18 protein-coding genes are annotated in these 19979 nt (G+C 71.3%); 16 read left to right on the forward strand and 2 right to left on the reverse strand.

Going from position 1 to position 19979, the window contains the following annotated elements; all coding sequences use genetic code 11:
- Positions 1–239 precede the first annotated feature (239 nt).
- Entirely contained in the window at positions 240–1655 is a 1416-nt protein-coding gene (locus VIW71_RS06965; protein WP_331621110.1) for a sugar porter family MFS transporter, read from the forward strand.
- 193 nt (positions 1656–1848) lie between these two features.
- Positions 1849–3057, forward strand: coding sequence for a signal recognition particle-docking protein FtsY (gene ftsY / locus VIW71_RS06970; protein ID WP_331621111.1), 1209 nt, complete (start codon positions 1849–1851; stop codon positions 3055–3057).
- Positions 3058–3147: 90 nt separating this feature from the next.
- Here the strand turns inward: ftsY and VIW71_RS06975 are convergent, their stop codons facing one another.
- A complete protein-coding gene (locus VIW71_RS06975; RefSeq protein ID WP_331621113.1) occupies positions 3148–3894 on the reverse strand; it encodes a bifunctional DNA primase/polymerase in 747 nt (248 codons plus the stop codon).
- Positions 3895–4246: 352 nt separating this feature from the next.
- Here VIW71_RS06975 and VIW71_RS06980 point away from each other — a divergent pair, with 352 nt between their 5' ends.
- The 6 genes from VIW71_RS06980 (at position 4247) to VIW71_RS07005 (ending at position 12598) form a co-directional block, all read left to right on the forward strand.
- On the forward strand, positions 4247–5710 hold the full coding sequence (locus VIW71_RS06980; RefSeq protein ID WP_331621114.1) for a hypothetical protein: 1464 nt from the start codon (positions 4247–4249) through the stop codon (positions 5708–5710).
- A 406-nt stretch (positions 5711–6116) separates the two neighbouring features.
- Positions 6117–7454 carry an ammonium transporter gene (locus VIW71_RS06985; RefSeq protein WP_331621115.1) on the forward strand — a complete coding sequence of 446 codons (1338 nt, stop codon included), beginning with the start codon at positions 6117–6119 and terminating at the stop codon, positions 7452–7454.
- Complete coding sequence (locus VIW71_RS06990; protein ID WP_331621116.1) at positions 7451–7789, forward strand: P-II family nitrogen regulator; 339 nt, start codon at positions 7451–7453, stop codon at positions 7787–7789. Before VIW71_RS06985 ends, VIW71_RS06990 begins: the two co-directional genes overlap by 4 nt.
- Positions 7790–7898: 109 nt before the next feature.
- On the forward strand, positions 7899–10355 hold the full coding sequence (locus tag VIW71_RS06995; protein WP_331621117.1) for a [protein-PII] uridylyltransferase: 2457 nt from the start codon (positions 7899–7901) through the stop codon (positions 10353–10355).
- 137 nt (positions 10356–10492) lie between these two features.
- Positions 10493–12037 (forward strand): signal recognition particle protein, encoded by a 1545-nt coding sequence (gene ffh, locus VIW71_RS07000; protein WP_331621118.1) that lies wholly within the window; start codon positions 10493–10495, stop codon positions 12035–12037.
- A gap of 39 nt (positions 12038–12076) precedes the next feature.
- Positions 12077–12598 carry a GNAT family N-acetyltransferase gene (locus VIW71_RS07005; protein ID WP_331621119.1) on the forward strand — a complete coding sequence of 174 codons (522 nt, stop codon included), beginning with the start codon at positions 12077–12079 and terminating at the stop codon, positions 12596–12598.
- 47 nt (positions 12599–12645) lie between these two features.
- Here VIW71_RS07005 and VIW71_RS07010 read toward each other — a convergent pair whose 3' ends face one another.
- Entirely contained in the window at positions 12646–13602 is a 957-nt protein-coding gene (locus VIW71_RS07010) for a methyltransferase domain-containing protein (protein ID WP_331621120.1), read from the reverse strand.
- A gap of 212 nt (positions 13603–13814) precedes the next feature.
- On the opposite strand from VIW71_RS07010, the gene proS reads away from it, so the two are divergent.
- The 8 genes from proS (at position 13815) to lepB (ending at position 19802) form a co-directional block, all read left to right on the forward strand.
- Complete coding sequence (proS, locus tag VIW71_RS07015; RefSeq protein ID WP_331621121.1) at positions 13815–15227, forward strand: proline--tRNA ligase; 1413 nt, start codon at positions 13815–13817, stop codon at positions 15225–15227.
- Between the two features lie 189 nt (positions 15228–15416).
- A complete protein-coding gene (locus VIW71_RS07020) occupies positions 15417–16007 on the forward strand; it encodes a hypothetical protein (RefSeq protein ID WP_331621122.1) in 591 nt (196 codons plus the stop codon).
- 252 nt (positions 16008–16259) lie between these two features.
- Entirely contained in the window at positions 16260–16700 is a 441-nt protein-coding gene (gene rpsP, locus VIW71_RS07025; RefSeq protein ID WP_331621123.1) for a 30S ribosomal protein S16, read from the forward strand.
- A gap of 2 nt (positions 16701–16702) precedes the next feature.
- Positions 16703–16939: an RNA-binding protein gene (locus VIW71_RS07030; RefSeq protein ID WP_331621124.1), complete on the forward strand. Its 237-nt coding sequence runs from the start codon at positions 16703–16705 to the stop codon at positions 16937–16939.
- Positions 16940–17091: 152 nt separating this feature from the next.
- Positions 17092–17667, forward strand: coding sequence for a ribosome maturation factor RimM (rimM, locus tag VIW71_RS07035; RefSeq protein WP_331621125.1), 576 nt, complete (start codon positions 17092–17094; stop codon positions 17665–17667).
- 1 nt (position 17668) lies between these two features.
- A complete protein-coding gene (gene trmD / locus VIW71_RS07040) occupies positions 17669–18490 on the forward strand; it encodes a tRNA (guanosine(37)-N1)-methyltransferase TrmD (protein ID WP_331621126.1) in 822 nt (273 codons plus the stop codon).
- Between the two features lie 131 nt (positions 18491–18621).
- Entirely contained in the window at positions 18622–18972 is a 351-nt protein-coding gene (gene rplS / locus VIW71_RS07045) for a 50S ribosomal protein L19 (RefSeq protein WP_331621127.1), read from the forward strand.
- Positions 18973–19046: 74 nt separating this feature from the next.
- The gene (gene lepB / locus VIW71_RS07050) at positions 19047–19802 is read left to right on the forward strand and encodes a signal peptidase I (RefSeq protein ID WP_331621128.1); all 756 of its coding nucleotides are present in this window, start codon (positions 19047–19049) and stop codon (positions 19800–19802) included.
- Positions 19803–19979 lie beyond the last annotated feature (177 nt).

Consider the following 19979-nt stretch of genomic DNA (forward strand, 5'->3'; position numbering starts at 1 on the left):
GGGCCCCGTCCACTGCACAGCCTGTCTCTTCTTCTTCAAGCGGTGAACACATCCAGCGGTGGTGTAGGCGGGTTTCGGCCATTTTCAGACGTAATCAGCAGTCTTTGCATCTGAAACTTGTAGGCATACTCTCTGAGGATCTGCCCATATGTTCGAGTGGTGACCGACCGCGCGTCGGCAGACATCCCGAAGATCCAGACCTCATGTGAGGGCTCGCCGTCGAGCCCGGGGAGACCACCTTGACCAGCACCGCACCAGCGACCGGGACCTCGGGTCATTCCGCCCTCCCCGAGCACCTCGGCCACGTCATCTTCATCACCGCTGCCGCCGCCATGGGTGGTTTCCTCTTCGGCTATGACAGCTCGGTCATCAACGGCGCCGTCGAGGCGATCCGTGACAAGTACGGCATCGGGTCCGCCGCCCTGGCCCAGGTCATCGCCGTCGCCCTGATCGGCTGCGCCATCGGCGCCGCCACCGCCGGACGCATAGCCGACCGCATTGGCCGGATCCGGTGCATGCGGATCGCCTCCGTCCTGTTCACCCTCAGCGCGGTCGGCTCCGCCCTGCCGTTCGCCCTGTGGGACCTGGCCTTCTGGCGGATCGTCGGCGGCTTCGCCATCGGCATGGCGTCGGTGATCGGCCCTGCCTACATCGCCGAGGTGGCCCCGCCCGCCTACCGCGGTCGGCTCGCCTCCTTCCAGCAGGCCGCGATCGTCCTCGGCATCGCCGTCTCCCAGCTGGTGAACTGGGGCATCCTCAACGCCGCCGAGGGCGACCAGCGCGGCACCCTCGCCGGCCTGGAGGCCTGGCAACTCATGCTCGGCGTCATGGTCGTACCCGCCGTGATCTACGGACTGCTCTCCTTCGCCATCCCCGAGTCGCCGCGCTACCTGCTCAGCGTCGGGCGCGAGGAGAAGGCGCGGGCCGTCCTCGCCGACGTCGAGGGCACCGACATCAACCTGGACGCCAGGGTCGCCGAGATCGAGCACGCGATGCGGCGCGAGCACAAGGCCAGCTTCCGGGACCTGCTCGGCTCCCGGTTCGGCTTCCTGCCGATCGTCTGGATCGGCATCGGCCTGTCCGCCTTCCAGCAGCTGGTCGGCATCAACGTGGCCTTCTACTACTCCTCCACGCTGTGGCAGTCCGTCGGCATCAACCCCAGCAGCTCCTTCTTCTACTCCTTCACCACCTCGATCGTGAACATCATCGGCACCGTCATTGCGATGATCTTCGTGGACCGGATCGGCCGCCGCCCGCTCGCGCTCGTCGGCTCCGCCGGCATGGCCGTCTCGCTCGCCCTGGAGGCGTGGGCGTTCTCGTCCAAGCACGGCGACACGCTGCCCAGCGCCGAAGGCACCGTCGCGCTGATCGCCGCGCACTGCTTCGTGCTCTTCTTCGCCCTGTCCTGGGGTGTCGTGGTCTGGGTCTTCCTCGGCGAGATGTTCCCGAACAAGATCCGCGCCGCCGCGCTGGGCGTCGCCGCCTCCGCCCAGTGGATCGCCAACTGGGCGATCACCGCCAGCTTCCCCAGCCTCGCCGACTGGAACCTGTCCGGCACGTACGTGATCTACACCTGCTTCGCCGTGGCCTCCATCCCGTTCGTGCTGGCCTTCGTGAAGGAGACCAAGGGCAAGACGCTGGAGGAGATGGGCTGACTTTTTCGCCGCCCTCTCGCCCCCGGCCGCTCGGACCCGGTGTCGACGGTCCTCGTCGTACGTCGCTCGTGCCTCGCTCCTTCTCCTCGTTGCTTTCGACACCGGCGCGGCCTTTGGCTCGACGCCTGCACGGCGAACCCGGCAGCGCCCGGAGGCGAGAGGCCGGCGAAAAGATGGGGATACTGGTCGGGTTATGGAAATCCTGATCCTTGCCGTCGTCATCGCCCTGGTCGTGATCCTGGGGGCCGGCGGGCTGGTGATCGGCAGCCGCCGCAAGAAGAAGCAGCAGCTGCCGCCAGCGCCGCCGAGCACCCCGACGATCCCCACGCCTCCCGCCGAACCCCATGTCGGCGACGAGGCCGCGGTCCCGCGGGAGGAGCCCCGCAGGACCATCGAAGAAGTCGCGCTCCCCGGCGCGACCCTCGCACCCGAGGCGCTGGAGGAGGCCCCGGCCCCGCCGGTCGAGATCGAGCTGCCCGAGCCCACGGCCGGCCGGCTGGTACGGCTGCGGTCCCGGCTGTCGCGGTCCCAGACCTCGCTGGGCCAGGGTCTGCTCACCCTGCTCTCCCGGGAGCGCCTGGACGAGGAGACGTGGGAGGAGATCGAGGACATCCTCATCACCGCCGACGTCGGAGTGACCCCCACCCAGGAACTCGTCGAGCGGCTGCGCACCCGGGTGCGGGTACTGGGCACCAGGACCCCGGTGGAGCTGCGCGGACTGCTCCGCGAGGAACTGCTCACCCTGGTCGACCCCACCCTCGACCGCACCCTGCGTACCGAGAGCCATGAGCAGTCCCCGGCCGTCGTCCTGGTCGTCGGCGTCAACGGCACCGGCAAGACCACCACCACCGGCAAGCTCGCCCGGGTGCTGGTCGCCGACGGCCGCAGCGTCGTACTCGGCGCCGCCGACACCTTCCGCGCCGCCGCCGCCGACCAGTTGCAGACCTGGGGCGAGCGGGTCGGGGCCCGTACGGTACGCGGGCCCGAGGGCGGCGACCCCGCCTCCGTCGCGTACGACGCGGTCAAGGAGGGCATCGCCGAGGGTGCCGACACCGTCCTGGTGGACACCGCGGGCCGGCTGCACACCAAAACCGGCCTGATGGACGAGCTCGGCAAGGTCAAGCGGGTGGTGGAGAAGCACGGCCCGGTCGATGAGGTGCTGCTCGTCCTGGACGCCACCACCGGTCAGAACGGCCTGGTCCAGGCCCGCGTCTTCGCCGAAGTGGTGGACATCACCGGCATCGTCCTCACCAAACTCGACGGCACCGCGAAGGGCGGCATCGTCGTCGCCGTCCAGCGCGAGCTCGGCGTCCCGGTCAAACTGGTGGGCCTCGGCGAGGGCGCCGACGACTTGGCGCCCTTCGAACCCGACGCGTTCGTGGAGGCGCTGATCGGGGAGTAGTCATCGTGTGCCGGGACGGCATTGGTCCGGCCCGGACGTATACGTAAGGGGCGCCCGCGCCGGTGGGCGCCCCTTACCCGTGGACGGGGTTCACAGGTGCACCCGGTCGCGGTGGCAGACGTACGCCAGCGTGCCCAGCAGCAGGCGGGCCTCGGGGGGGTGGGATCCGGGCTGCGGCAACGGCCGGGACACGGCGTCGCGCAGCGGCTCGCGCAACCAGCGGACCGGGCCGAGGCCGGCGTGGTCCGACGGGGGAGCGGTGACGTGGTCGCCCGGGCCGAGGCAGCGCAGGTCGAGCAGCGCGTCGTCCCAGCCCGTCCGGTAGAGCAGGTGCGGCAGCTCGGCCGCGGCGCCCGGCGCGACGAAGAACTGCGCGCGCCCCGCGGGCGTGAGCAGTACCGGCCCGAGGCGCAACCCCATGCGCTCCAGGCGGGCCAGCGCGCGGTGCCCGGACGCCTCCGCGACGTCCAGTACGTCGAAGGAGTGGCCCACGGGGAGCAGCACCGACGCGCCCGGCACCCGAGCCCACGCCTTCGCGGCCTGATCACGCGGGGTGCCCGCCGGGATCTCCTCGGCGAGCGGCAGCGGATGGGCGCCCGGCACCCGGCACCCCGGATCCCCGCACGAACAGGCGCCGCCGCCGCGCGCCGCCCGCGTCCCCGGCACCACCGACCAGCCGCACAGCGCCGCGTACTGCGCGACGGTCGTGCACACGGCGGCGTGCGTCCGGCGGCGGGCGCCGGTCCGCACTCCGGGCAGGGCCGCCAGCCGGGCCGCGTCGCGCACGCCTGTCCGCTGCTGCCGCATCTCGCGCATGCTGCCGATCGTGAAGACCATGACCCCTCCAACGCATCGCCGACACCGATGGTTACGCCCGCGCCTGACCTCGTACGACCGGCATGTGTCAAGTGAATCGCCATGACCGGGTGCAGAGTTCATGCGAAGGGGTGGCGAATGATGGCGTTTCCATAACGGGAGTCGCCGGATGGGTGATCGTGGGACTACGTTCAGTTCGTGAGTCCGGCGGTTGCCCCGCCTACTCCGCCAGATATGCCGGAGGCAATCCGCCCTCCGCACGACCGGCCGAAGCCGGTCCGGCGTTACGGGCGAGTCACGGGAGACGCCGCGCGCGACGGACTCAACGGACCCTCGGACCAGAGGGTTTGACGACGCAGATGGGGGCTGGACCGTGGGCACCACACCGGAGAAGCGGCCCAACGCACAGTTGAACTCGTGGTTCGTCCGCAGTGGCTGGTCCAAGGGCGAACTGGCCCGCCAGGTCAACCGCCGGGCCCGCCGGATCGGCGCCCATCACGTCAGCACCGACACCTCCCGGGTGCGCCGCTGGCTCGACGGCGAGCAGCCCCGCGAACCGATCCCGCGCATCCTGTCCGAGCTGTTCTCCGAACGCTTCGGCTGCGTGGTCCCGGTCGAGGACCTGGGCCTGCGCTCCGCGCACCAGCCACCGGCCGGCGGCGCCGTGGACCTGCCCTGGGCCGGACCGCAGACCGTCCAGTTGATCAGCGAGTTCTCCCGCAGCGACCTGATGCTCGGACGCCGCGGCTTCCTCGGCGCCTCCCTGGCGCTGTCAGCCGGACCCGCCCTGGTCGAACCGATGCAGCGCTGGCTGGTGCCCGCCGCGCCCGCCCCGGCGCCGGAATGCGCCGGGCCGGACGCCGTCCCCCGCGACGGCGTCCGGCCCGGCGGGCTGTCCGCGCAGGAGCTCGACCTGCTGGAGGACACCGCCACGATGTTCCGGATGTGGGACCACCAGTGCGGTGGCGGCCTGCGCCGCAAGGCCGTCGTCGGCCAGTTGCACGAGGTCACCGACCTGCTCCAGGAGCGGCAGCCCGAGCCCGTGGCCCGCCGGCTGTACCGGATCACCGCCGACCTCGCGGCCCTGGCCGGCTGGATGAGCTACGACGTCGGCCTCCAGCCCACCGCCCAGAAGTACCTGGTCCTGGCGCTGCACGCCGCCAAGGAGGCCGGCGACCGCCCGCTCGGCGCGTTCGTGCTCTCCTCGATGAGCCGCCAGATGATCCACCTCGACCGGCCCGAGGACGCGCTGGAGCTCATCCACCTCGCCCAGTACGGCAGCCGCGACTCGGCCACCGCCACCACCCAGGCGATGCTGTACGCCCTGGAGGCCAGGGCGTACGCGAACATGGGCCAGGTCAACAAGTGCCACCGCGCGGTCCGGATGGCCGAGGACACCTTCGCCGATGCCCGCCCCGCCGCGGACCCCGCGTGGATCAGCTTCTTCACCGAGGCCGAGCTGCACGCGGAGAACGCGCACTCCTACCGCGACCTCGCCTATGTCGCGGGCCGCAGCCCCACCTACGCCTCACTCGCCCGGCCCGAGATGGAACGGGCCGTCAACGGATTCCGCGACGACCCGGTCCACCAGCGCGCCTACGCGCTGAACCTGGTCGGCATGGGCAGCGTCCACCTGCTCATGAAGGAGCCCGAGCAAGCCGCGCACGTCACCGAGCACGCCATCGCCGTCGCCGTCCGCATACGTTCCGAGCGGGTCAACACCCGGATCCGCACCACCGCCCGCAACGCGGTCCGCGACTTCGGCGACGTACCCGAGGTCGTACGACTCGCCGACCGGCTCTCGGCCGAACTGCCCGAAGTCGCCGAGTCCGCCTGACCGTACGCCCGCCCGGACCGCCCCACCCGCCCAGTAGCGAGCGCGACACCGCACCCCAGACCCCGGCCGCGGCCCACATCCGAAGAGCCAGACTCGGCTTCCCCACGCCAGGTCATCCGGATGGGGGTCCGCGGCCGGTCCCGATCTCCCCGCCGATCCGTCACCCGCGCGATACGATCTCGCTCCGCCCCCGCTGTACCCGCGCACACGCCCCGTACCCCACCCGTATACAGCCTTCACCGCACCTGGGGGTGGTTCATCTCCACGTAACATGTATGACCCCTTCGTCACGGCGGTGAAACACCGTGCGGCATCGACCGAAACGCGGCTGAGCCAACCTCGTGGCGAAAACCGGCCCACAAAGATCCGCCCGCACGGGCCGTCCGGAATTGACGAGGAGACGCCGATGGCACCAGCCATCATGACGCTGGCCGCGGATGCGCCCAAGCTCGACAGTGGAAGTACGGCGTTCATGCTGATCTGCGCCGCTCTGGTGATGGTGATGACCCCTGGTCTCGCCTTCTTCTACGGCGGCATGGTGCGTGTCAAGAGCGCCCTGAACATGCTCATGATGAGCTTCATCAGCCTGGGCATCGTCACCATCCTGTGGACGCTCTACGGGTTCAGCTTCGCCTTCGACTCCGGCAGCGGGTTCATGGGCGGCACCAACTGGCTGGGCATGCGCAACATAGGAATCGCCGAACTGTGGCCGGGATACACCATCCCGATCTACGTGTTCGCCGTGTTCCAGCTCATGTTCGCGATCATCACCCCCGCCCTGATCAGCGGCGCCCTCGCCGACCGGGTGAAGTTCACCGCCTGGTCGCTGTTCATCGCGCTGTGGGTCACGGTCGTGTACTTCCCGGTGGCGCACTGGGTGTGGGCGTCGGACGGCTGGCTGTTCACCAAGGGCGTCATCGACTTCGCCGGTGGTACCGCGGTGCACATCAACGCCGGTGCGGCGGCCCTCGGCGTGATCCTCGTCATCGGCAAGCGCAACGGGTTCAAGAAGGACCCGATGCGCCCGCACAGCCTGCCGCTGGTCATGCTCGGCGCCGGTCTGCTGTGGTTCGGCTGGTTCGGGTTCAACGCCGGCTCCTGGCTCGGCTCCGACGGCGTCGCCGCGGTGGCCTTCACCAACACCCAGGTCGCCACCGCCGCCGCGATGCTCGGCTGGCTGATCTACGAGCGCATCCGGCACGGCTCCTTCACCACCCTGGGCGCCGCCTCCGGCGCGGTCTCCGGTCTGGTCGCCATCACCCCCGCCTGCGGCTCGGTCTCCCCGCTCGGCGCGATCGCGGTCGGCCTGATCGCCGGTGTGCTGTGTGCCGCCGCCGTGGGCATGAAGTACCGGTTCAACTACGACGACTCGCTCGACGTGGTCGGCGTCCACATGGTCGGCGGTATCGTCGGCTCGCTGCTCATCGGCTTCTTTGCCACCGGCGGCGTCGGCCAGACCGCCAAGGGCGTCTTCTACGGCGGCGGCTGGGACCAGCTCTGGAAGCAGTTCACCGGCGTCGGCGCGGTGCTCGGCTACTCCCTGGTCTGCTCGGCGATCCTCGCCAAGCTCATCGACGTCGTCATGGGCTTCCGGGTCACCGAGGACGAGGAGGTCACCGGCGTCGACCAGATCCTGCACGCGGAGACCGCGTACGACTTCGCCGGCGTCGGCGGTGCCGCCCGCAGCGTTGCCACGGCCGGGACCACCAGTGAGGCGGACTCCAGCAAGAAGGTGGACGCGTGAAGCTCATCACCGCCGTCGTGAAGCCGCACCGGCTCGACGAGATCAAGGAAGCCCTGCAGACCTTCGGCGTGAACGGCCTCACCGTCACCGAGGCCAGCGGCTACGGTCGGCAGCGCGGCCACACCGAGGTCTACCGCGGCGCGGAGTACACCGTCGACCTGGTGCCGAAGATCCGGATAGAGGTCCTGGTCGAGGACGCGGACGCGGAACAGCTCATCGAAGTGATCGTCAAGGCCGCCCGAACCGGCAAGATCGGTGACGGCAAGGTGTGGAGCATCCCGGTCGACACGGCCGTCCGGGTCCGCACCGGAGAGCGCGGGCCGGACGCGCTCTAGGGCCGGTGTGACTCGTCAGACAGGCCCCGGGGCCGGTCCGGCACATCGGACCAGCCCCGGGGACCGGCCACGGCCGAGTCCCTTCCACAACCCCAGCGCTGGAGAACGAGTGACCGACAGCGTCGAAGCGCCGGACGGCGGTTATGCGGCGGCCCGGCTGCGCCTCCTGAACGAGGAGGCGCAGCCCGGGCCGCCGCGCCGCGCCGCGCTGGCCACCCTCACCGACCAGTGGCTCGCCGCACTGGCGACCGAGGCCGCCCAGGCGACCGGCATCGGCGGCTACGCCCTGGTCGCCGTCGGCGGCTACGGCCGCGGCGAACTGTCGCCCCGCAGCGACCTGGACCTGGTGCTGCTGTACGACCCCGGTGACGGGCCGGTGCCGATCGCCGACCTCGCCGACCGGATCTGGTACCCGGTGTGGGACCTCGGCCTGGCCCTCGACCACTCGGTACGCACCCCCGCCGAGGCCCGCAAGACCGCCGCCGACGACCTCAAGGTGCAACTCGGGCTGCTGGACGCCCGCCACATCGCCGGCGACCCCGCCCTCACCTCCGGCCTGCGCAGCGCGGTCCTCGCCGACTGGCGCAACCAGGCACCCCGCCGGCTGCCCGCCCTGCACGAGATGTGCCAGGAACGCGCCGGACGCAACGGCGAACTGTCCTACCTGCTCGAACCCGACCTCAAGGAAGCCCGCGGCGGACTGCGCGACGCCACCGCCCTGCGGGCCGTCGCCGCCTCCTGGCTCGCCGACGCCCCCCGTGAAGGACTCGACGAGGCCCGCACCCGGCTGCTCGACGCCCGCGACGCCCTCCACCTGGTCACCGGCCGTGCCACCGACCGGCTCGCCCTCCAGGAACAGGACCAGGTCGCCACCGCCCTCGGCCTGCTCGACGCCGACGCGCTGCTCCGCCAGGTCTACGAGGCCGCCCGCCGCATCGCCTACGCCTCCGACGTCACCTGGCGCGAGGTCGGCCGTGTGCTGCGCTCCCGCGAGATGCGGCCCCCCCGCCGCCGCGGCCTGCTCGGCCGCGGCCGGACCTCGTCCAGAGGCTCCGCCACCGCCGCCGGCACCCCCGAGCGGGTCCCGCTGGCCGACGGCGTGGTCGAGCAGGAGGGCGAGGCCGTCCTTGCGCTCACCGCCAAACCCGAACGTGACCCCGTACTGCCGCTGCGCGCCGCGGCGGCCGCCGCCGAGGCCGGACTGCCGCTGTCCCTGCACGCCGTGCGCCGCCTCGCCGCCGCGGCCAGACCGCTGCCGGTGCCGTGGCCGGCCGAGGCCCGCGAACAGTTGCTGACCCTGCTCGGCGCCGGCGAATCCACCGTCGCGGTGTGGGAGGCGCTGGAGGCCGAAGGGCTGATCACCCGGCTGATCCCGGACTGGGAGCGGGTCCGCTGCCGCCCGCAGCGCAACGCCGTGCACCGCTTCACGGTCGACCGGCACCTGGTGGAGACCGCCGTCCAGGCGGCCCACCTGACCCGCCGCGTCGGCCGGCCCGACCTGCTGCTGACCGCCGCGCTGCTGCACGACATCGGCAAGGGCTGGCCCGGCGACCACAGCGAGGCCGGCGAGGTCATCGCCCGCGACGTCGCCGTCCGGATCGGTTTCGGCCGCGCCGACGTCGACACGCTCGCCCTGCTGGTACGGCACCATCTGCTGCTCATCGACACCGCGACCCGGCGCGACCTGGACGACCCGGAGACCGTACGGACCGTCGCCGAGACCGTACGCGACACCTCCACGCTGGAACTGCTCGCAGCCCTCACCGAGGCCGACGCGCTGGCCACCGGGCCCGCCGCGTGGAGCACCTGGCGCGCCACGCTCCTGGCCGACCTGGTGGAGCGGGTGGCCGGCGCCCTGGACGGCGGCGTCCCGGAAACCGCGGACCGCGAGCCCACCGCCGAGGAGGAACGCCTCGCCATCGAGGCGGCCCGCACCGGGGGACCGGTGCTCGCGCTGCACGCGCACACCGAACCCGACGGCGAGGGCGAGGCTCAGGACGAGGCGCTGGGCGTGGAACTGCTGGTCGCCGTGCCCGACCGGCCCGGCCTGGTCGCCCAGGCGGCCGGCGTGCTGGCCCTGCACCGGCTCACCGTCCGCGCCGCCGACCTGCGGGCGTTCGACCCGATCGGTGAGGGCCCGGTCGCGCTGCTGAGCTGGCGGGTCGCCGCGGAGTTCGGCACCCTGCCCGAGGCCGCCCGGCTCCGCGCCGACCTGGCCCGCGCCTTCGACGGTGCCCTCGACATCGAGGCGCGGCTCGCCGAGCGCGAGGCGGCCTACCCGCGGCGCCGCGGCATCACCCCACCGCCACCGCGTGTCACCGTGGCCCCCGGCAGTACCTCCCAGACCGCCACCGTCCTGGAAGTCCGCGCCCACGATGTCCCGGGCCTCCTCCACCGGATCGGCCTCGCCCTGGGTGCCACCTCCGTCAGCATCCGCTCCGCCCGCATCTCCACCCTGGGCGCCAACGCGGTCGACGCGTTCTACGTCGTCGGCAAGGACGGCAACCCCCTTCCGTCCACCCGCGCCGCGGAGGTGGCGAAACAGGTGGAGGCGGCCCTGCGGTAGGGGTTCGGGCGTGACGCCGGGGCGGGCGGCGCCGCTCTCGCCTGCTCGTTCCGGCCGCCGACGACGCCTTGCCCTCCGGTCCGGATACTCTGGAGGGCGATTGTCTCCGCCCCCGACCCCGAGGATCTGCGACCACCGTGTTCGACACTCTGTCTGATCGCCTCGCGAATACCTTCAAGACCCTCCGGGGGCGCGGCCGTCTGTCCGAGGCGGACATCGACGCCACCGCCCGCGACATCCGTATCGCGCTGCTCGAAGCGGATGTGGCGCTCCCCGTCGTCCGGGCCTTCATTGCGAGCGTCAAGCAGCGGGCCCTCGGTGCCGAGGTCCACCAGGCGCTCAACCCCGCACAGCAGGTCATCCGCATCGTCAACGAGGAACTCGTCAAGATCCTCGGCGGCGAGACCCGGCGTCTGCGGTTCGCCAAGCAGCCGCCCACCGTGATCATGCTCGCGGGTCTGCAGGGCGCGGGGAAGACCACCCTCGCGGGCAAGCTCGGGCAGTGGCTGCACAAGCAGGGCCACACCCCGTTGCTGGTCGCCTGCGACCTCCAGCGGCCGAACGCGGTCAACCAGCTCACCGTGGTCGCCGAGCGCGCCGGCGTGGCGGTTTTCGCGCCCGAGCCGGGCAACGGGGTCGGCGACCCGGTCAAGGTCGCGCGGGACTCCGTCGAGTACGCCAGGTCCCGGCAGTACGACGTGGTCGTGGTCGACACCGCGGGCCGCCTCGGCGTCGACCAGGAGATGATGCAGCAGGCCGCGGACATCCGCGACGCGGTCACGCCGGACGAGATCCTGTTCGTGGTCGACGCGATGATCGGCCAGGACGCGGTCAACACCGCGGAGGCGTTCCGGGACGGCGTCGGTTTCGACGGCGTGGTGCTGTCCAAGCTGGACGGCGACGCCCGCGGCGGTGCCGCGCTGTCGATCGCGCACGTCACCGGCAAGCAGATCATGTTCGCGTCGAACGGCGAGAAGCTGGACGACTTCGACGCGTTCCACCCGGACCGGATGGCCTCCCGGATTCTCGGCATGGGCGATGTGCTCTCGCTCATCGAGAAGGCCGAGCAGACCTTCTCGCAGGCCGAGGCCGAGAAGATGGCGGCCAAGCTGGCGAAGGGTCCCAAGGAGTTCACGCTCGACGACTTCCTGGCCCAGATGGAGCAGGTCCGCAAGATGGGCTCCATCTCCAAGCTGCTCGGGATGCTCCCGGGGATGGCTCAGATCAAGGATCAGATCAACAACCTGGACGAGCGCGATGTGGACCGCACCGCGGCGATCATCAAGTCCATGACGCCGGGCGAGCGGGCCGACCCGCACATCATCAACGGCTCGCGCAGGGCTCGTATCGCCAAGGGGTCGGGCGTCGAGGTCAGTGCGGTGAAGAGCCTGGTGGAGCGGTTCTTCGAGGCGCGCAAGATGATGTCGCGGATGGCACAGGGCGGCGGTATGCCGGGTATGCCGGGGATGCCCGGCATGGGCGGCGGGCCGGGCCGGCAGAAGAAGCAGCAGAAGAAGGGCAAGGGGAGCCGGCGCAGCGGGAACCCGATGAAGCGGCTCCAGGAGGAGCAGGCCGCCGCCGCGCGCCGCGAGGAGCGGGCGGGCAGCGCCTTCGGAATGGGCTCGGGGACGGAGAACTTCGAACTGCCGTCGGAGTTCAAGGACTTCCTGCCGCCGAAGTGACCGGGGCGGGCAGCAGCACGCGTACACGACAATGAGGCCATGCGAGTCACGATTCGAGAGCCCCGCCCCAGCGACGCCGAGGCCCACCGCGCGGCGGTCCTGCGGTCCGCCGAACACCTCAGCCCGTGGAATCCGGTGGACCCGGACGGCTTCCACGAGCTGTTGCGGCAGCAGGGCCCGGGGCTGCGGACGTATCTGATCATCAACGACGAGGACGGCGGCATCGTCGGCAAGTGCAATGTCGCCAACATCGTCCGCGCCCGGTTCCGCAACGCGACTCTCGGCTACGACAGCTACCTGCCGTACAACGGCACCGGCCGGATGAGCGAGGGCATGCGGCTGATCGTGGACCGCTGCTTCACCAGTTACCCGAACGGCCTCGGGCTGCACCGGCTGGAGATCAACGTCCAGCCGGACAACAGCCGTTCGATCGCGATGGCCAAGCGCCTGGGCTTCCGCCACGAGGGCTTCTCCCCGCGCATGCTCTTCATCAACAACGCATGGCGCGACCATGAGCGGTTCGCCCTGACCGCCGAGGAATGGCCGGGCCTGACTCCCTAGGGGGGTCCTTTTCCCGGCCCGCCTTCGTCAGGGTGACGAGGGTTCGGTCACCGGGGAGGAGGGCAGGAGTGGGCACCCGCCCACTCTCGCGGACGATGTGCCGGAGAGGGCCAGCCGGTTTTCGGTGAGGGAGCGTCGGGCGCCTCTCGCCTGCGGGCGGGCGCGCGCTCCACGCGGGCGACCACGTAGCGGAAGACGTTCTCCATGCGGATCATGCCGTCGGGGCGGCGGTAGGGGTGGAGGGCTTCGGCGATCTCCTTGTCGACCTGCTGCTGGTCGGTGGCCTCGACGGCGGCGTCGAAGAGGCCGGTGGACAGCAGGCCGCGGACGGCGCTGGGGAGGTCGGGGTAGCCGAAGGGGCAGGCGACCCGGCCGGAGCCGTCGGGGCGCAGACCGGCGTCGCGGGCCAGGTCCTCCAGGTCGTCCCGGCCGCTGAGCCGTACGCGGGCGGCGGACCCGCGGGGTTCGGCGAGGCGGCCGGCCGTCTTCAGCACCCGGGAGGCCGAGCAGCGCTCGGGCGGGCCCCAGCCGGCCAGGACCACCGTGCTGCCGTGCCGTGCCGCGCGAGCCACGGCGGCGAGCACGGGCCGCAGTTCGCCGGCGGGGGCCGCCGGGTCGAAGGCGGTGATCACGTCGTAGTCGCGGTACCGGAGGTCGTCGCCCAGGCGGCCGGCCGGGCCCGCCAGCAACCGTGGCCCGGCGGCGTCGGCGGAACGGGGTTCTGGTGCGCCCCGGCGCGGTTCGGGCAGCAGCCGGGTCCGGGCCAGGGCCAGCCGGTGTTCGTCGGTGTCGCAGCCGGTGACCGCCGCGCCCCTGGCCGCGGCCAGCAGCAGCGCCAGGCCCGAGCCGCAGCCCAGGGCGAGCAGCCCGGTGCCGGCGCCGACCTCGAGCCGGTCGTACACCGACTCGTAGAGCGGAACGAGCATCCGTTCCTGGATCTCCGCCCAGTCCCGTGCCCTGGCCTGCGGGCCGGACCGGGAATCGTGAGAGAGGGTAGGTGCCATGGAAGCCCCAATCAGCCGACGCCTCGCCGTTCGCCCCCGTTCCGCCCTGCCTGTCGTGCCGCCTGCCTGTCGTGCTCGTACCTGAATCAGACAACTGCTGTTTCGCGGCTCCGTCCAGGGTCCGGGTGGACCGTTCTTGCCGACTTCCGCGAGGAGACTCCTCCGGTTGGCCGATTCACGCTGAGGGCGCGGCGGGCCGTACCATCGCCTGCATGGCAAAGGCTCCCGTTCTCACCCCCCAGGCGGACGACTTCCCGCGCTGGTACCAGGACCTGATCAGCAAGGCCGAACTGGCCGACAATGGCCCGGTGCGCGGCACCATGGTCATCCGGCCGTACGGCTACGGCCTGTGGGAGCGGATGCAGCAGGACATGGACGCGCGGATCAAGGCGGTCGGCGCGCAGAACGCGTACTTCCCGCTGTTCATCCCGCAGTCCTACCTGACCAGGGAGGCCGAGCACGTCGAGGGCTTCGCGCCCGAGCTCGCGGTCGTCACGCACGGCGGCGGCAAGGAGCTGGAAGAGCCGATCGTCGTCCGGCCGACCTCCGAGACGATCATCAACGAGTACTTCTCCAAGTGGGTGCAGAGCTACCGCGACCTGCCGCTGCTGATCAACCAGTGGGCGAACGTGGTCCGCTGGGAGCTGCGCCCGCGCCTGTTCCTGCGCACCACGGAGTTCCTGTGGCAGGAGGGTCACACCGCGCACGCCACGCAGGAGGACGCCCGGGACTTCGCCTCCCGTATCCAGCGCGACGTCTACGCCGACTTCATGGAGAACGTGCTGGCCATGGACGTGGTGCTGGGCCGCAAGACGGTCAGGGAGCGGTTCGCCGGTGCCATCAACACCCTCACCCTGGAAGGGATGATGGGTGACGGCAAGGCGTTGCAGCTGGGTACCAGCCACGAACTGGGGCAGAACTTCGCGAAGGCCTTCAACACCCAGTACCTGTCGAAGGACGGTGTCCAGGAGCACGTCTGGCAGACCTCGTGGGGCAGCACCACGCGGATGATCGGCGCGCTGGTGATGATGCACGGCGACGACAACGGGCTGCGGGTGCCGCCGCGGCTGGCGCACGTCCAGGTCGTGGTGCTGGCGATCAAGGACGACGAGGCGGTCGTCGCGAAGGTGCGGGAGATCGGCGACCGGCTGCGTGAGGCCGGCCTGCGGGTGGAGGTGGACGACCGCACCGATACGCCGTTCGGCCGCCGCGCGGTGGACTGGGAGCTCAAGGGCGTGCCGCTGCGCGTCGAGATCGGGCCGCGCGATCTGCAGAACGGGACCGCGATGCTGGCCCGCCGTGTCCCCGGCGGCAAGGAACCGGTCGCCATCGACAGCCTCGACTCCCTGCTGCCGAAGGTGCTCGAGGAGGACCAGGCACGCCTCCTCCAGGAGTCCCGCGAGCGCCGGTTGTCCCGCACTGTGGACGCCTCGACCATCATCGAGGCGGCCGAGGCCGCGTCCACCGGCTGGGCCCGCATCCCATGGGCGAAGCTCGGCGCCGAGGGCGAGGCCGCCCTCGCTGAACAGGGTGTTTCGGTGCGCTGCCTGGTCGCGGAGGACGGTTCCGTGCCGGTCTCCGACGACGCCCCCGGCACCCTGGCGATCGTCGCGCGGGCGTACTAGCGTCCGCTGACCGGAAACCGACGTACGGAATACGGCAAACGTCCGTCCTTGAGGCGGGTGCGCGGGTTCTCCACTGTCCGCCGCACCCGCCCTTGTCTACGCGCATCATCCGGAACTGACCGATCAGTGCAATTTAAATGGGCTAGCCCTAAATCGGAACACCGGGAGCTTCCGGATCGTTGGTACGGCGTGAGCACGACACCACCTGTACTCGCCGCCGAGCTGGCAGTCGCCTGGGCCGATATTCAACGGCACCACCCCGAGCTGCCCGATCTGGCCGCGCCCGAGTCCCTGATCGGAGAGTCCTCGTCCGCCTGTGGCACGGAGCTCTCCTTCGACAGGCTGCTGCACGAGGCCGTGCACGGAATCGCCGCCGCCCGCGGCATCCGCGACACCTCGCGCGCCGGCCGCTACCACAACCGCCGATTCCTCGCGATCGCCGACGAGATGGGCCTCGACCACGCCGAGGAGCCCCATCCGAGCAGCGGCTTCTCACTCGTGGTGATGCGGCCCGACACCCGCAAGCGATATCGGGGGACCATCGACCGCCTCCAGCGCGCACTCAAGGCGCACACCGTGGCCATCGCCGCCGACTCCGCCCGCTCCTTCCGCGGACCGGCCGCCCGGCACGGCTCCTCGGGCGGCGGGGTACGGGTCAAGGCGGTCTGCGACTGCGGGCGCAACGTTCGCGTCGTGCCCTCCGTACTGGCCCAGGCGCCGATCATGTGCGGGGCGTGCGGCCAGCCGTTCCGGATCCCGGAGGTCGTGGGCGTCGGCTGAGCCGTGGGCCCAGGGCTGTCGGCCGCGCGCGTGGATCCTGGGGCGCCGGCTGCCGGTCCCCGGCCGGGCGTGGGGGCGCCCGTGCGGTCGAACGCGCTGGCCGAGTGTGGCAGAATGTACCGCTGAGAACTCGACAGCCGTGCAGGAACCCTCTCTCCTTCGGCTGACGCGTCCGTCGGGCGCACGACTCCCACAACCCCACGTGGCTGTCCGTCGTGCCCAACCACGTCAACACCAGGAGAACCCACTCCCGTGGCAGTCAAGATCAAGCTGAAGCGTCTGGGCAAGATCCGTTCGCCTCACTACCGCATCGTCGTCGCCGACTCCCGTACCCGCCGTGACGGCCGGGCCATCGAGGAGATCGGCCTGTACCACCCGGTGCAGAACCCCTCGCGCATCGAGGTCGACTCGGACCGCGCGCAGTACTGGCTCTCCGTCGGTGCCCAGCCGACCGAGCCCGTTCTGGCCATCCTCAAGCTCACCGGCGACTGGCAGAAGTACAAGGGCGAGCCGGCCCCTGCGCCGCTGCTCGTCGCCGAGCCCAAGGCCGACAAGCGCGCCCTCTTCGAGGCCGCCGCCAAGGACACCGCGGACGAGCCGAAGGGTGAGGCGATCACCCCCAAGGCGAAGAAGTCCGAGAAGAAGGCCGACGACGCCGAGGCCACCGCTTCGGCCGAGTCCACCGAGGCCTGAGTATGCTCGAGGAGGCCCTTGAGCACCTCGTGAAGGGCATCGTCGACAACCCTGACGATGTACGGGTCGGCATGCGCACCCTGCGCCGCGGCAGTGTGCTGGAGGTCCGGGTCCACCCCGACGACCTCGGCAAGGTCATCGGCCGCAACGGCCGTACGGCCCGCGCGCTGCGTACGGTCGTGGGCGCGCTCGGCGGTCGCGGGGTCCGTGTCGATCTCGTGGACGTGGACCAGGTCTGATCGGATCCGGCCGGATTCTGGTCGGGTCTGAGCGGATCTGACGCCGTCAGGCGCCAGGATTCGCGTTCGATGGCTGTTTGATGGCTGATGCATCGGGGCCGGAGGTGGTGAACGCCGCCTCCGGCCCCGGCATTTCGGAGCAGGAGTAGCACGTGCAGCTCGTAGTCGGGCGCATCGGCCGCGCCCATGGCATCAAGGGTGAGGTCAGCGTCGAAGTGCGCACCGACGAGCCGGAGTCGCGGCTCGCCCCCGGCGCGGTGCTGGCCACCGACCCCGCCTCGACCGGCCCGCTGACCATCGCCACCGGGCGTGTGCACAGCGGCCGGCTGATGCTGCGCTTCGAAGGCGTCAACGACCGCAACGGTGCCGAGGCGTTGCGCAACACGCTGCTCATCGCCGAGGTGGACCCGGACGAGGCTCCGGAGGACCCCGAGGAGTTCTACGACCATCAGCTCGTCGATCTCGACGTCGTCACCCGCGACGGCCGGGAGGTCGGCCGGATCAGCGAGATCTCCCACCTCCCGTACCAGGACCTGCTGGTCGTCCGACGGCCGGACGGCGGCGAGGTGCTGATCCCGTTCGTTGCCGAGATCGTGCCGGAGATCGACCTGGAGGGGCAGCGCGCGGTGATCGACCCGCCGCCGGGACTGCTGGACGAGCCCGAGGCCGTGTCGGACGCGGATTCCGTACCGGACCGGGACTCCGCAGCCGATACGAACGGGTCCTGAGATGCGGATCGACGTCGCCACGATCTTTCCGGAGTACCTGGAGCCGCTGAACGTCTCGCTGGTCGGAAAGGCGCGGGCCGCCGGGCGGCTGGACGTACGCGTGCACGACCTGCGTGGATGGGCGCGCGACCGGCACCACACGGTGGACGACACCCCGTACGGCGGTGGGCCCGGCATGGTCATGATGACCGGGCCATGGGGTGCGGCGCTGGACGACATCCTCGCCGACGGGTACGAGGCGGGCGCGCACGACCCCGTACTCGTCGTCCCCACACCCAGCGGCCGGCCGTTCACCCAGGCCGCCGCCGTAGAGCTGTCGGCCCGGCCCTGGCTGATCTTCACGCCGGCCCGCTACGAAGGCATCGACAGCCGCGTCACCGCTGAATACGCCACCCGGATGCCGCTGTACGAACTGTCCATCGGCGACTACGTACTGGCCGGCGGCGAGGCGGCGGTCCTGGTCATCACCGAGGCCGTCGCCCGGCTGCTGCCCGGAGTCCTCGGCAACGCCCAGTCGCACGCCGACGACTCCTTCGCGCCCGGCCCGATGGCCAACCTGCTGGAAGGGCCGGTCTACACCAAGCCGCCGCAGTGGCGCGGTCACGGCATCCCCGACGTGCTGCTCAGCGGCCATCACGGGAAGATCGCGCGCTGGCGGCGGGACGAGGCGTTCCGCCGAACCGTCGCCAACCGGCCCGATCTGATCGAACGCTGCGACCCCGCGGCCTTCGACCGGCACGACCGCGAGATGCTCAGCATCCTCGGCTGGCAGCCCGGCCCCGACGGCCGATTTGGGCGCACCCCCGAGGCCGTGGAAGAATAAGCGGCTGCTGCCTGCCCGGCGCGCGCCCCTGCCACGGGGGGAACGACGCCCGCCGGGACCAGTCGGCACCCCCCGGACGACTTACGACGTTCCGTCGATGACCTGTGGCATCGGCGAGGAAGCAGAACACCATGACCAACCTGATCGACAGCGTCAACGGCGCGAGCCTGCGCACGGACGTGCCGGCCTTCCGCCCCGGCGACACCGTCAACGTCCACGTACGCGTCATCGAGGGCAACCGCTCCCGCGTCCAGCAGTTCAAGGGTGTCGTCATCCGCCGCCAGGGCGCCGGCGTCAGCGAGACCTTCACGGTCCGCAAGGTCAGCTTCTCCGTCGGCGTGGAGCGCACCTTCCCGGTGCACACCCCGATCGTGGAGAAGATCGAGGTCGTGACCCGCGGTGATGTCCGCCGCGCCAAGCTGTACTACCTCCGTGAGCTGCGCGGCAAGGCCGCGAAGATCAAGGAGAAGCGCGACAACTGATCGCCGCGCCGGCGTCGGCAGGGGCAGCCGGCGTCCGCCGGGACGCGGGGCGGGCCGGATAGGCTCAGCCCTCGATGGACAGCGAAGCAGTCGTACCGGAACGCGACCGTTCCTCTTCCGCCGGTGAGGCGGAGCCGGAGGAGCGGTCGCGTTCCGTCGTGTCCGTGCAAGCGTCCCGTGCCGGGCTGCCCGGGCTGTCCCGCTCGTGGGCCGAGGCGTTTGCGGACGTGTGGGCGGAGTGGCGCCGTACGGTGCTGCTCGCGCTCGGCTGCGTCGCCGCGCTGCTGCTCGTCGGCACCTTCGTGGTGGAGCCCTTCGAGGTGCCGAGCGCTTCCATGCAGGACACGCTGCGGGTCGGTGACCGGGTGCTGGTCAACAAGCTGGCGTACCGTTTCGGCGGCACACCGCGGCGGGGAGACGTCATCGTGTTCGACGGTGAGGGATCCTTCCGCCAGGAGGGCGGGACGGATTACGTGAAGCGCGTCATCGGCGTCGGCGGCGACCGGGTCACCTGCTGCGACCGGCAGGGCCGGCTGCTGGTCAACGGCCATCCGCTGGACGAGACGTACCTGTATCCCGGGGACCGGCCCTCCGGGGTGGCGTTCGACATCGTGGTGCCCGAGGGGAGGCTGTGGGTGATGGGTGACCACCGCGAAGACTCCCGCGACTCCCGCGACCACCTCGGGGACCCGGGAGGCGGCACCGTACCGGTGGGGCGGGTGATCGGGCGCGCCGACTGGGTCGCCTGGCCGGCCGGCCACTGGACCCGGCTGCGCCGGCCCGCCACGTTCGCCGCCGTGCCCGCGATCGCGGCGGGACGGCATGGGTAACCGCGGGAAGCCGCGCGCCGGACACCGCGGGGGCCCGCCGCACGGGTCCCCTTCGGTGCCGGGCCGGACGCCGGCTCCGAGCGACGGTGACGGAGGGGGCGGCGGCGGGGCCGGCGCGGGCGTTGTCGGCCATGACACCGGCGGCGACGGCCCGCTCGCGGCGCCGCGGCTGCCCGG

This window comes from Streptomyces sp. (assembly GCF_036524955.1).
Classification (GTDB): Bacteria; Actinomycetota; Actinomycetes; order Streptomycetales; family Streptomycetaceae; genus Actinacidiphila.

What these genes read in the sequence shown, in the direction of transcription:
- trmD (WP_331621126.1), top strand. Translation starts at nt 17,669, where the DNA reads ATGCGGATCGACGTCGCCACGATCTTTCCGGAGTACCTGGAGCCGCTG.
- VIW71_RS06985 (WP_331621115.1), top strand. Translation starts at nt 6,117, where the DNA reads ATGGCACCAGCCATCATGACGCTGGCCGCGGATGCGCCCAAGCTCGAC.
- VIW71_RS07030 (WP_331621124.1), top strand. Translation starts at nt 16,703, where the DNA reads ATGCTCGAGGAGGCCCTTGAGCACCTCGTGAAGGGCATCGTCGACAAC.
- proS (WP_331621121.1), top strand. Translation starts at nt 13,815, where the DNA reads ATGGCAAAGGCTCCCGTTCTCACCCCCCAGGCGGACGACTTCCCGCGC.
- lepB (WP_331621128.1), top strand. Translation starts at nt 19,047, where the DNA reads ATGGACAGCGAAGCAGTCGTACCGGAACGCGACCGTTCCTCTTCCGCC.
- ftsY (WP_331621111.1), top strand. Translation starts at nt 1,849, where the DNA reads ATGGAAATCCTGATCCTTGCCGTCGTCATCGCCCTGGTCGTGATCCTG.
- VIW71_RS07010 (WP_331621120.1), bottom strand. Translation starts at nt 13,602, where the DNA reads ATGGCACCTACCCTCTCTCACGATTCCCGGTCCGGCCCGCAGGCCAGG.
- VIW71_RS06975 (WP_331621113.1), bottom strand. Translation starts at nt 3,894, where the DNA reads ATGGTCTTCACGATCGGCAGCATGCGCGAGATGCGGCAGCAGCGGACA.
- rplS (WP_331621127.1), top strand. Translation starts at nt 18,622, where the DNA reads ATGACCAACCTGATCGACAGCGTCAACGGCGCGAGCCTGCGCACGGAC.
- VIW71_RS07005 (WP_331621119.1), top strand. Translation starts at nt 12,077, where the DNA reads ATGCGAGTCACGATTCGAGAGCCCCGCCCCAGCGACGCCGAGGCCCAC.